At 68.6% G+C, this 12,179-nt stretch carries 8 protein-coding genes and 1 tRNA gene; 6 read left to right on the top strand and 3 right to left on the bottom strand.

The window, feature by feature from the left end; all coding sequences use genetic code 11:
- Nucleotides 1–86 precede the first annotated feature (86 nt).
- Complete coding sequence (locus FFS56_RS02275; protein ID WP_082108744.1) at nucleotides 87–1,178, top strand: PDZ domain-containing protein; 1,092 nt, start codon at nucleotides 87–89, stop codon at nucleotides 1,176–1,178.
- Nucleotides 1,179–1,264: 86 nt separating this feature from the next.
- Nucleotides 1,265–4,171: a UPF0182 family protein gene (locus FFS56_RS02270; RefSeq protein WP_046749543.1), complete on the top strand. Its 2,907-nt coding sequence runs from the start codon at nucleotides 1,265–1,267 to the stop codon at nucleotides 4,169–4,171.
- Between the two features lie 209 nt (nucleotides 4,172–4,380).
- Here the strand turns inward: FFS56_RS02270 and FFS56_RS02265 are convergent.
- Nucleotides 4,381–4,454: transfer RNA gene (locus FFS56_RS02265), tRNA-Met, on the bottom strand.
- A 95-nt stretch (nucleotides 4,455–4,549) separates the two neighbouring features.
- Here FFS56_RS02265 and FFS56_RS02260 point away from each other — a divergent pair.
- Entirely contained in the window at nucleotides 4,550–5,365 is an 816-nt protein-coding gene (locus FFS56_RS02260; RefSeq protein WP_127012377.1) for a carbon-nitrogen hydrolase family protein, read from the top strand.
- On the opposite strand, the gene FFS56_RS02255 is transcribed toward FFS56_RS02260, so the two are convergent.
- Nucleotides 5,362–6,567 (bottom strand): aminotransferase class I/II-fold pyridoxal phosphate-dependent enzyme, encoded by a 1,206-nt coding sequence (locus FFS56_RS02255; protein ID WP_127012376.1) that lies wholly within the window; start codon nucleotides 6,565–6,567, stop codon nucleotides 5,362–5,364. The two genes, FFS56_RS02260 and FFS56_RS02255, sit on opposite strands and share 4 nt — an antisense overlap.
- A 98-nt stretch (nucleotides 6,568–6,665) precedes the next feature.
- Between FFS56_RS02255 and FFS56_RS02250 the strand changes: the two genes are divergently transcribed.
- From FFS56_RS02250 to FFS56_RS02240, 3 genes are read left to right on the top strand one after another with little or no spacing between them, the layout of a single operon-like run.
- Nucleotides 6,666–8,282, top strand: coding sequence for a trypsin-like peptidase domain-containing protein (locus FFS56_RS02250; RefSeq protein ID WP_233437302.1), 1,617 nt, complete (start codon nucleotides 6,666–6,668; stop codon nucleotides 8,280–8,282).
- 49 nt (nucleotides 8,283–8,331) lie between these two features.
- The gene (locus tag FFS56_RS02245) at nucleotides 8,332–9,585 is read left to right on the top strand and encodes a CDP-glycerol glycerophosphotransferase family protein (protein WP_127012374.1); all 1,254 of its coding nucleotides are present in this window, start codon (nucleotides 8,332–8,334) and stop codon (nucleotides 9,583–9,585) included.
- Entirely contained in the window at nucleotides 9,582–11,018 is a 1,437-nt protein-coding gene (locus tag FFS56_RS02240; RefSeq protein ID WP_127012373.1) for a CDP-glycerol glycerophosphotransferase family protein, read from the top strand. The genes FFS56_RS02245 and FFS56_RS02240 overlap by 4 nt, the downstream gene beginning before the upstream one ends.
- 36 nt (nucleotides 11,019–11,054) lie before the next feature.
- Here the strand turns inward: FFS56_RS02240 and FFS56_RS02235 are convergent, their stop codons facing one another.
- Nucleotides 11,055–12,128 carry a glycosyltransferase family 2 protein gene (locus FFS56_RS02235; RefSeq protein WP_267901489.1) on the bottom strand — a complete coding sequence of 358 codons (1,074 nt, stop codon included), beginning with the start codon at nucleotides 12,126–12,128 and terminating at the stop codon, nucleotides 11,055–11,057.
- Nucleotides 12,129–12,179 lie beyond the last annotated feature (51 nt).

The following is a 12,179-nucleotide window of genomic DNA, read 5'->3' as shown; positions in this document are numbered from 1 at the left end:
GGCATCTACGCTAGTCACAGGTTTCTGCGCGCGAACCCGATGCGGGCAGATCGGTGTACGCCGCTCGCGAACGACGGAGGAATGCAGTGGATCGAACGCGGTCTGGGAAGCTCGGACTCGGAGTCTGGGCGCTGATCGTCGCGCTCCTCGCGCTGGTCCTGCTCACCTTCCTTCCGTCGCCCTATGTGATCCAGCGGCCGGGGCCGGTGTACGACACGCTCGGCACCGCGAAGGGCGCGGACGGCGAGCAGGTGCCGCTCATCAGCGTCGAAGGCGCGGAGACGTTCGAGACCGCCGGCACCCTCGATCTGACCACGGTGCAGGTCGTCGGCAACCGTGAGCGGACTCCGAGCTGGTTCGAGCTCGCTCTGGCCTGGATGGACTCGTCGAAGGCGGTCGTCCCGCTCGATTCCGTGTTCCCCCAGGGCGTGACCACCGAACAGCGCGATGAGCGCAACGCCACGCTGATGGTCGACTCCCAGCACGAGGCGACGGCGGCAGCGCTGAACGAGCTCGGCTATGACACCGGCGCGCAGGTCGTGGTGGTCGATGCCGTCGCGGACTCGCCGGCCGACGGCGTCCTGGAAGCCGACGACGTGATCACCGCGATCGACGGCACGGCCCTCACCTCGGCCACCCAGCTGAGAGAGGCGATCCAGGCGGCGGGAGGAGCCCCGGTGCAGCTCACCGTGGTGCGCGACGGCGCCGAGCAGACCGTCGAGGTCACCCCGGAGGAGCACACCGAGGGGGACAAGACCGCCTGGCTCATCGGCATCACCCTCCGCACCGACTACGACTTCGAGATCGACGTGACGATCCAGCTCGACAACGTCGGCGGGCCGAGCGCAGGGATGATGTTCGCACTCGGCATCATCGACACGCTCACCGAGGGCGAGCTCAACGGCGGCAAGGACATCGCCGGTACCGGGACGATCGACGCGGCCGGCACCGTCGGCCCGATCGGCGGCATCCGGCAGAAGCTCTACGGCGCCAGAGATGCCGGAGCGGAGTACTTCCTCGCGCCGGCCGACAACTGCGACGAGGTCGTGGGTCATGTGCCCGACGGGCTTCAGGTGATCCGCACGGCGACCCTCGACGAGTCGCTGGCCGCCCTGCAGGTGATCGCCGACGACGGAGACGTCGCTGCGCTCCCGACGTGCGACGTCGCCGACCGGTGAGCGCGGAAGCTGCTGCGACCACGCCGTGACCGCCCCGTGACCGGGATGACAGCCTGCGCACAGTGAGCGATGCCTAGGATGGAGGGGTGACCTCCTCGCCCTCAGCTCCGAATCCGGCCACGCCTCGAACGTCCCGACGTATCCTCGGCATCTCCCTAGTGATCATCGCCGCACTGATCGCGGTCTTCTTCGTGTTCGCCTCCCTCTACACGGAATTCCTCTGGTTCGACCAGGTGGGCTTCACCGGCGTCCTCACGACGCAGTGGATCGCCACGGCGGTGATGTTCGTGGTCGGCTTCCTCGGGATGGCCGTGCCGCTGTTCGTCGTCATCCAGCTCGCCTACCGGCTCCGTCCCGTGTACGTCCGGCTCAGTTCGCAGCTGGACCGCTACCAGGAGGTCATCGAACCGCTCCGTCGCCTGGCGATGTGGGGCATGCCGATCTTCTTCGGTCTCTTCGCCGGTTTCGCTGCCGCCGGGCAGTGGAAGACGGTCTGGCTCTGGGCCAACGGTGTGGCGACGTCCGACGTCGACCCCCAGTTCGGCATCGACACCGGCTTCTACATGTTCGCGATGCCGTTCTACTCGATCCTGCTCGCGTTCGTCTCCGCGGTGCTCCTGCTCTCGCTGCTGGTGACCGCGCTGGTGTCGTACCTGTACGGCTCTGTGCGCATCGGCCAGGGCGAGCTGCGCATCTCGAAGCCCGCCCGCATCCAGCTCGCGGTGATCGCCGGCCTCTACCTGCTCGTGCAGGCTGCCAGCCTCTGGCTCGACCAGTACAAGACCCTCGTCGAGCCCGATGACCGCATCACCGGTGCGGCCTACACGGGCGTCAACGCGACGATCCCCGGTCTCGCGATCCTCGCCATCATCGCCGCCGTCGTGGCGATCCTCTTCTTCGTCACCGCCGTCATCGGGCGCTGGCGCTTCCCGCTGGCGGCGACCGCCCTGCTGATCGTGGCATCGCTCGTCGTGGGCATCGGTTACCCCTGGGTCGTCACCACGTTCCAGGTGAAGCCGAACCAGAACGCCTACCAGGCCGAGTACTACCAGCGGAACATCGACGGCACCAAGGAGGCGTACGGGGTCGCAGACCTCGAGACCACGCCGTTCGCCGCCAAGACGGACGCCGAGGCCGGCCAGCTGCGCGCAGACGCCGAGACCACCGCTTCGACGCGCATCATGGACCCGAAGGTGATCCCGCCGACGGTGCGTCAGCTCGAGCAGTACCGCGGCTATTACCAGTTCCAGACCACGATGGACGTGGACCGCTACGAGATCGACGGCAAGATGCAGGACACCGTGGTGTCCGTGCGCGACCTCGACATGTCGGGCCTCGGCGACGGCGACAACTGGAACAACCGTGTCGCGGTGTACACGCACGGCTACGGTCTCGTGGCCGCCGCGGGCAACCAGCGCACCACCGACGGCGAGCCCGTGTTCCTCGAGCGCGGCATCCCGACCTCGGGCTTCCTGTCCGACCGCGAGAACTTCGAACCGCGTGTGTACTTCGGCGAGAACTCGCCCGAGTACTCGATCGTCGGCGCTCCCAAGGGCTCCGAGCCCGCGGAGATCGACTACCCGCGCGGCAAGGACGGCTCGAGCGAGACGAAGACCACGTTCGAGGGCGACGGCGGTCCGAAGATCGGCGACACCTTCACGAAGCTGCTCTACGCGCTGAAGTTCCAGTCCGAGCAGATCCTGTTCTCGAACCTCGTCAACGAGGACTCGCAGATCCTCTACGACCGCGACCCCAAGACGCGCGTCCAGAAGGTCGCGCCGTACCTCGAGCTCGACAGCGACCCGTACCCGAGCGTGGTGGACGGTCGCATCGTCTGGATCGTCGACGGCTACACGACCAGCCAGACCTACCCGTACTCGACGAGCGTGAGCCTGTCGGACGCGATCGCCGACTCCAACATCCCGTCGCCGACGCTCGCCATCGACGACATCAACTACATCCGCAACTCGGTCAAGGCGACCGTGGATGCGTATGACGGTTCGGTGACGCTGTACGCGTGGGACGACGAGGACCCGGTGCTGAAGACCTGGCAGAAGGTCTACCCGTCGACGCTGAAGCCGATCAGCGAGATGTCCGGTGAGCTCATGAGTCACGTGCGCTACCCGACAGACCTGTTCAAGGTGCAGCGCGACATCCTCGGCGTCTACCACGTCGACAAGGCCGGATCGTTCGCTCAGCAGGACAACCGCTGGCAGACGCCGAACGATCCGCGCAGCGAGTCGATGTTGCAGCCGCCGTACTACCTGACCATGCAGATGCCGGGTCAGGACGCCCCGAGATTCTCGATGTTCTCCACGTTCATCCCGAACTCGCAGGGCGCGGGAGGAAGCCGTGACGTGCTCATGGGCTACCTCGCGGTGGATTCCGATGCGGGGTCGGAGAAGGGCGTGAAAGCGGACGGCTACGGCCAGCTGCGCATGCTCGAGATCGACACCGACACCACAGTCCCCGGTCCCGGCCAGGTGCAGAACACGTACAACTCCGACACGTCGGTGGTTCCCCAGCTCAACCTGCTCCAGCAGGGGGAGTCGGAGGTCATCTACGGAAACCTGTTGACGCTGCCCGTCGGTGGCGGTCTGCTCTACGTGCAGCCCGTCTATGTACAGTCGTCCGAGGGAACCCAGCTGCCGCGACTGCAGAAGGTGCTCGTGGCGTTCGGTGATCGCGTCGCGTTCGAGAACACGCTCACGGAAGCGCTCGACACGCTGTTCGGCGGTGATTCCGGTGCGACCGGCGGTGATGACACGGTGGAGCCGGATCCGAACGCCGAGGTCCCGGACACCGGAGAGGTCCCCACGGAGCCCTCGCAGCCCACGGACGCCCAGGCGGACGCACTGGCGGCCGCTCAGGCGGCCCTGGTCGACCGCGAGACCGCGCTCAAAGCGGGTGACCTCGCGAAGTTCGCCGAGGCCGACGAGCGCCTCACTGCCGCGGTCCAGAAGCTGATCGAGCTGGACTCCGCGGGCAACTGACCTGCGGCAACGATTCGAATGGGCGTCCCTCGGGGCGCCCATTCGTGTCTCGAGGTGGTCCGTCCGATCCACGACGACATCCGCACGCCGACCGAGCGTCTGGGGGCGGAACTCCTCTGACCCGCTGCGGCTGATGCGGTTCAGGATGAACAGAGAAAGCGAAAGGCCCTCTGACCTGGATTTCTCCAAGTCAGAGGGCCTTTCATTTGTTGCGGGGACAGGATTTGAACCTGCGACCTCCGGGTTATGAGCCCGGCGAGCTACCGAACTGCTCCACCCCGCGGCACAAGAAGAAACTTATCACGGATTCCGGGGTCGGTCTAATCGAGGGGCCCTCCGGACGGGGTCCCGGGCGTGTCGATGCGCGAGGATGGAGACATGTCCGAGACCGCAGCCGTCCCCGTCGCCGTGTGCCAGTTCGCGCCGACCGCATCCCGAGCCGACAATCGTGAACGGATAGCCGAGCTGACATCAGCTGCGGCTGCGCGCGGCGCGAAGCTGATCGTGTTCCCGGAGTACTCCAGCTACTTCGTGGACCCGATGGACGAGAGCCTGGTGGCGAACGCGGAAGAACTCGACGGGGAGTTCGTCTCGACGCTGACGGCGCTGGCGGGGGAGTACGCGGTCGCGATCGTCGCCGGCCTCGCCGAACGGGCATCCGACGAGCGGCGGGTCCGGAACACGGTCGTGGCGGTGCGAGGCGACGGCGTGCTCGCGGTGTACCGCAAGCAGCACCTCTACGACGCGTTCGGGCAGACGGAGTCCGATTGGGTCGAGCCCGGCGAGGTGGGAGTCGCGGCCACCTTCGACCTGGGCGGTCTGCGGTTCGGGCTCATGACCTGCTACGACCTCCGATTCCCGGAGGTCGCCCGCTCTCTCGTCGATGCGGAGGCCGACGTCCTGGTCGTGCCGGCGGAGTGGGTGAGAGGTCCGCTCAAGGAGCACCACTGGACGACACTGCTCGCCGCGCGCGCGATCGAGAACACCGTGTACGTGCTCGCGGCCGACCATCCGACGCCGATCGGTGTCGGGCACTCGCAGATCGTCGACCCCCAGGGCGTCGTGCTCGCCGGAGTGGGCACCGGCCCGGGGATCGCGGTCGCCGCCGTGGAGCGGGACATGATCGAGCGCGTCCGCGTGACCAACCCCTCGCTGCGGGCACGACGGTATGTCGTCGAGCCCGTGCGGGCCTAGCGGCCGGACAGACCGGCGAGGCGGGTCGCCGCCTCCTCGAGCACCTCGACGCGCTTGCAGGCGGCGAATCGCACCAGACCCGAGCACTCGCTCCTGTGTGCAGCGGAGACGAACGCCGTGAGCGGGATCGCCACGACACCGGCGCGCTCCGGCAGGGCCCGGCAGAATGCAGCGGCGTCTCCTCCGCCCAGGCCAGTCGCGTCGGCGACGGTGAAGTAGCCGCCCTGCGGGGCGTGCACGGTGAAGCCCGCCGCGCGCAGACCATCGCCGAGGATCCCGTGTTTGCGTGCAAGCAACGCTGCGGAGTCGGCGAAGTACGCGTCGTCCATCCGCAACCCCACCGCGACGGCGGGCTGGAAGGGCGAGCCGTTCACATACGTCAGATACTGCTTCACGGTCAGTACTGCGGTGATCAGGGCGGAAGGCCCGTGCACCCACCCGATCTTCCATCCCGTCGCGGAGAAGGTCTTCCCGGCGGACGAGATCGTGAGCGTGCGGTCGGCGGCTCCGGGAAGGGTGGCGATCGGCGTGTGCGGGGCATGAAACGCCAGATGCTCGTACACCTCGTCTGTGACGATGATCGCATCGTGCTTCTCAGCGAGGCGCACCACCTCCTCGAGCACATCGCGCCCGAAGACCGCGCCCGTCGGGTTGTGCGGGTCGTTGACGAGGATGATCCTGGTGCGGTCGTTCACGGTCGCGGCGAGGCGCTCGAGGTCGGGCTGGAAGTCCGGAGCCCGCAACGGCACCGTGCGAAGGGCTGCCCCTGCGAGGGCCACGGCGGCCGCGTACGAGTCGTAGTAGGGCTCGAACACGACCACCTCGTCCTCGGGGCCGTCGATGAGCGCCAGGAGGGTCGCGGTGAGAGCCTCGGTCGCCCCTGCGGTCACGATCACCTCGGTGGCCGGATCGACCGAGAGCCCGTAGAAGCGCTGCTGATGCGCGCTGATGGCTTCGAGGAGATCAGGGATGCCGCGACCGGGCGGATACTGATTCGCTCCGCTCGCGATGGCCGCTCGTGCGGCCTCCAGAACCTCGGCGGGACCGTCCTCGTCGGGGAAGCCCTGCCCGAGATTGATGGCACCGGTTCTGGCCGCTGCCGCCGACATCTCTGCGAAGATGGTGGGCGCGACGGTTCCGTCCGCAGCGAGCAGACCTGCACCCGCTGCCGTGCGCCGCCATGCGCCGGGAATGACACTCATGAAGAACAGGCTAAGGCCATAGCTGAAACTCATCCTCGACATAAGGAACGCACAGATACAGGCGTCATTCTGAAATGGTCGTCGAAGGAGCACACACCATGAACGAAGACAACCCCCAGGACCAGTCGGTACCCGCGTCGAACGACGCCGTGCCGTCCACCGAGGCCGCAGAGGTCGCCGCACAGCCGGCGACGAACGCCGCCGCTGACTCGACCGCGCCCTCCGTCGCGACGCCATCCGTGCCGTCGGCGCCTGTCGCTCCGGCCGCTGCCGCGCCGACACAGGGCCACGAGATGCCGTCGTCCTTCACTTCGCAGGCCCCGGCCGCGCCCGTGATCGCCCCGGTTCCGCACGGCCACGCGGCACCGGCCGCCGGCGCACCGGGAACGGCCACTGCGCAGGGAGCCGCGTTCGGCATCCCCACCGCGACCGCGCACACGCAGCCCACCCAGCCTCTCGGCGACGGCGCTCCGTACGGCGCCCACGGCGACGGGACGAAGACCAAGGAGCAGAAGCCTCGTGGCGGCGCGAAGTTCGCCGCCTTCATCGTGGCCGCAGCCCTGGTCGGCGGAGTCGCCGGATTCGGCGGAGGGGCGCTGCTCAACGGCATCCAGGACCGCCCGTCGTCGGGCACGGCCACAGGGCCGCAGACCGTGACGGTGAACAACCCCGGATCCGTCAACGAGACGACCGCCGTCGCCACGGCAGCCCTTCCCTCCGTCGTGACCATCGAGGTCGCCGGCTCCGACCAGGCGGGCAGCGGGTCCGGCGTCATCATCAGCGACGACGGATACGTGCTCACCAACACGCACGTCGTGACGCTGGGCGGCGCGGTCGCCGATCCAACGATCCGCGTGACGACGTCGGACGGGCGCATCTTCGAGGCGACCGTGGTCGGGACCGACCCGATCTACGACCTTGCCGTGATCAAGCTGAAGGATGCCAAGGGGCTCACCCCGATGGAGTTCGCCGACTCCTCGAAGCTCAACGTCGGAGACACGGCCGTCGCGCTGGGCGCACCGCTGGGACTGGCGAACTCCGTCACGACCGGCATCGTGAGCGCCCTGAACCGGAGCATCCAGATCGCCTCCTCCGCGCTGCCCGACTCCTCGTCGCAGGATGCGCCGGATCAGCAGCAGACGCCCGATCAGGGGCAGGGACAGGGACCGTTCCAGTTCGACATCCCGGGCAGCGGCACGCCGCAGACCTCCGACTCCATCTCGATCGCGGTGATCCAGACGGACGCGGCGATCAACCACGGCAACTCCGGTGGTGCTCTGGTGAACAGCAAGGGCGAGCTGATCGGCATCAACGTGGCGATCGCGAGTTCGGGAAGCTCCGAGGAGTCGGGTTCGATCGGCATCGGATTCGCCATCCCGTCGAACATCGCCAAGCGCGTCTCGGACGAGATCATCGCCGACGGGGTCGCGACGCACGGTCTGCTGGGCGCCTCTGTGCAGGACGCCTCGAGCGTGCAGGGAGCGACCGTCTCCGGGGCCTACATCGCCAAGGCGAACGAGGGCGGCGCAGCGGCGGCCGCGGGCATCAAGGAGGGTGACGTGGTCACCGAGTTCAACGGTGTCCCCATCACCAGTGCGAGCGATCTCACCGCCCAGGTCCGTGCGGCTGCGGCCGGCAGCGATGCCAAGGTCACGTACGTGCGCGGAGGCAAGGACTACGACGTCGACGTGACGCTCGGCGAACTCGCCGGCTGAGTACGCCTCACACACAGAGAAGGACGCCACCCCGCGATAGGCTCGCGGAGTGGCGTCCTTCTCTTTCGGCACCGGCAATGCGGCCAAGCTGCTCCGGATCCCGCTGTATGCCGTCGGACGCATCGGCACGCTCGTGCTGCCGCGTGGACGGCGCTGGGTCTTCGGCTGTGGAGCCGGGGTCGGTGACGGCGCTCTCGCGCTGCAGCGCCACGCAGCGCGGCTCGGCCACGACACGGTATGGCTCACGTCGTCGGAGCGCGAGGACCACGACGCTGCCGCACTCGGCATCCGCTTCGTCCGCAAGAGCGGGTTGCGAGGCTGGTGGGCGACAGCGCGGGCGGGCGTGCTCGTCGTGACCCACGGACTGGGCGACGTGAACCGCTACGCGAACGGGGGCGGGTTCGTCGTCCAGCTCTGGCACGGGATCCCGTTGAAGCGGATCGGGCTGGACTCCCGGGCGACGACGGAGGTTCCCGCCGTCCCCGGAGCGGCGCTGCTGAGTCGCGCGGTCGGTGTCCTGTACCGTGCGGCCGCCCAGCGCATCCGTGTGCTCCCTGCGGCCTCGCATCGCGCGAGAGGGCGCCTGGAGTCGGCGTTCGGCCTCGGCGACGAGCGCGTCGTCGTCACGGGGGAGCCTCGCGTCGACGTGCTCTCTTCCGGACCGGCCGATGAGGTGCGGTCGCACGCGTCCGCCCTGATCCGTCGAGTCGCGGGTGATATCCCCGAGACCTCGCGCATCATCCTGTACGCGCCGACCTGGCGCGACGGTGCCGCCGACCCCGCGGTCCCCACCGGCGACGAGTGGATCCGCATCCTGCGGGTTCTCGAACAACACGACGCCGTGTTGTTCGTGCGCTCCCATCCGCTGGGCGAGGGCGGGTATGCGCCGCCGTTTCCGAGCAGGCGGGTGCGCGCGTTCGGCTCCTCTCTGCTGGCGGACGTGACCCCCGTGCTTCCCGCGGTCGACGTGCTCATCACCGACTACTCCTCGCTCGCGTACGACGTCGGTCTGCTGCGGATGCCCGTGCTCTTCCTGGCTCCTGATGCGGAGGAGTACGGCCGCACCCGCGGGTTCTACGGCCGGTTCGAGGACGTCGCGGGGCCCGATGCGGCCTCCGACTGGACGCAGTTGCTGATGCAGCTCGACGCGCTCCTCGGCGATGATGCCGTGCGTGACGCGGCGTCCGAGCGTTCCGCTACGCTCAGCGCGGAGATGCATGCATATCGGGACGGACGGAACACCGAGCGTGTGTACCAGGTCATCCGCGCGCGGGGGATACCCGCGCCGAAGGGAGCAGTATGACAACGGCCCGCATCGATGACGCGGCGGAGGCCCTGATCATCGAAGGGACCGGTCAGCGACCGGAAGCGGCAGAGCTCGTGGGTCCGCGAGCGCAGGTCGATGCCCGCCTCACCGGCGGAGGGAGGACCTGGAAGGCGACCTTCCCTCTGCAGGCGTCGCGGTGGGGTGGCCCTTCCCTCCCGCTGCCGACCGGAGCATACGAGCTGCGCATCCCCGGCGTCGATCTGGATGAGCTGCAGCTGCCGTCCACGGTGCTCACGGGGGTCCGCGTCGCCGTCAACGCGGGCACCGTCCGCATCGCCGCTCCGATCGACCCGGTCTACGAGACCGCGGAAGGCCGCTCGACCCTGGAGGAGCGCTACGTCGCCCAGGCGGGCGGCACCGAGAACGCGGTGTTCTTCGAGAGCTTCTACGGCCGCAGCGTGGGGTGCAACCCGCGGGCCATCGATCGCGAACTCGCGGAGCGTGCTCCCGAGGTGCGGCGATACTGGAGCGTCGTCGACCTCTCCGTCGAGGTCCCGGAAGGAGCGATCGCCGTCGTCGAGGGCAGTCCGCAGTGGTGGCACGCTCGCGGGGCGGCCCGGCTGCTCGTGGTGAACGACTGGCTGCGCCGACGTTTCGCACGCAAGCCGGGACAGAAGGTGCTCCAGACATGGCACGGCACGCCGCTCAAGCGACTGGCCCTGCACCGCCCCGGCTTCGACCCGCGGCGCATGGCCGCCGTCGTGAAGGAGTCACGGCGTTGGGACGTCCTGCTGGCGCAGAACACCTATTCCGAACGCATCCTCCGCAAGGCCTACGCCTTCTTCGGACGCCCGATCTGGGTGGAGGGCTACCCGCGGAACGACGCGCTCACCACGGGGGATCCCGTCGCGGTCCGCGCATCGTTGGGTATCGGGGCGGATGAGCGCGTGCTCCTCTACGCGCCGACGTGGCGGGACGACCGCGCGGAGATGGTGGACTTCATCGACGCTGAGCTGCTGGCACGCGAGGCCGACGCCGTTGTCCTCGTCCGCGGGCACTCGCGCACCCTGGAGCAGGGGCGGGACCGCGCAGGTGCGCGTGTCATCGACGTGACCGGGTACCCGGAGACCGCGCGGCTGCTCCTCGCCGCCGACGCACTGATCACCGACTACTCCTCTGTCATGTTCGACTTCAGCGTGACCGGCAAGCCCATGTACTTCCTGGTTCCCGATATCGATCACTACCGCGGACAGCTGCGGGGCTTCTACTTCGATCTCGCGGAGAGGGCACCAGGGCCGCTCGTGCGCACGCAGGAGGAGCTCACCGCCGCTCTCGCCGATTCAGGGCACGAGGCCGTCTACGCGGCGCGGTACGCCGCCTGGCGGAGGCAGTTCAACTCACGCGACGACGGTCACGCCGCCGAGCGCGTGGTCGACCGGATCCTCGATCTGGGGTTCGTCACGCGCTGATAGCGCCGGTGGTGTGGGCTGGTGTCTGCCGCCGGCTCAGGGAAGAGGCGTGTTGCGGGTGCCGAGACGCGAGGCATCCACGGTGTCGCGGGCGCCGCGCAGGACCCCGCCGAGGAAGCCCAGTCCCCACGAGACGTGCATGGTCGGGAGCACCAGGATCGTCCAGAGTCGTTGACGGAAGCCGCCGCCGCCTGGTGCGAGAGCGACCCCGAGGACGAGAAGAAGGTACAGCGCGAGCGGTCCGTAGACGAGGATCGACGCGACGAGGGAGGCTGCTCCGGCGAGCACCCCCGTCACCTGCAGCACAGCGAGGACGACCGCGAGAGCGATGACCACGACCAGCGCCGGGGGAGCGAAGTAGCGGATTCCGTTGCTCCTGCCGAATCGGCGTACGAGCTCACCCCTCCAGGCGCCTGTCGCCCGGAACTGTCGAGCCAGGCGCAGCCAGCTCTCCCGCGGCCAGTAGGTCACAGAGAGGGCGGGGTCGAACCACACGCGGTGTCCGGCCTGACGGATCCTCAGGTTGAGTTCCCAGTCCTCGCCTCGTCGGATCGACTCGTCGAACAGGCCGACCTCGTCGAGCACCTCGCGTCGCATCACACCGAGGTAGGCCGACTGCGCCTCACCTTCGTGCGCGCTCCCGTGGTAGGCGCCGCCGCCGAGTCCGACCGGGGAGTTGTAGAGCCGCGCGACCGCCTTCTGGAACGGGGTGCGCCCTTCGGCGTGCATCACCCCGCCGACATTCGCCGACCCGGTCCGCTCCAGGGTCTCCATCGCGCGGGCGGCGTAGCCGGGGGAGAGCTCGGAGTGTGCGTCGACGCGCACGATCGTGTCATAGCGACTCGCGCGGATGGCGGCGTTCAGGCCCACCGGGATGTGCGCGGCGGGGTTTTCGACCAACCGGATCCGGTCATCTGCTTCGGCGAGTCGGCGTGCGAGCTCTGTGGTGCCGTCCGTCGACGGTCCCAGCGCGAGCACCAGCTCCGTCGGCGCATCGACGTCCTGCGCGAGCACCGAGGCGATCGCATGCTCGAGGTAGGCGCGCTCGTTGAGCACCGGCATCACGAACGACACCCCGGAAGGGGGAGCGGGGAATTCGGATGCGGACACATGACGATCATGGCACGGCGCCGACGGACGTTCCCTGAGGGGCGCGGGAAC

Origin of the sequence: Microbacterium sp. Beta (genome assembly GCF_005502545.1) — a bacterium.
Taxonomy (GTDB): Bacteria; Actinomycetota; Actinomycetes; order Actinomycetales; family Microbacteriaceae; genus Microbacterium; species Microbacterium oxydans.
This window is presented reverse-complemented; position numbering and strand designations above follow the sequence as displayed.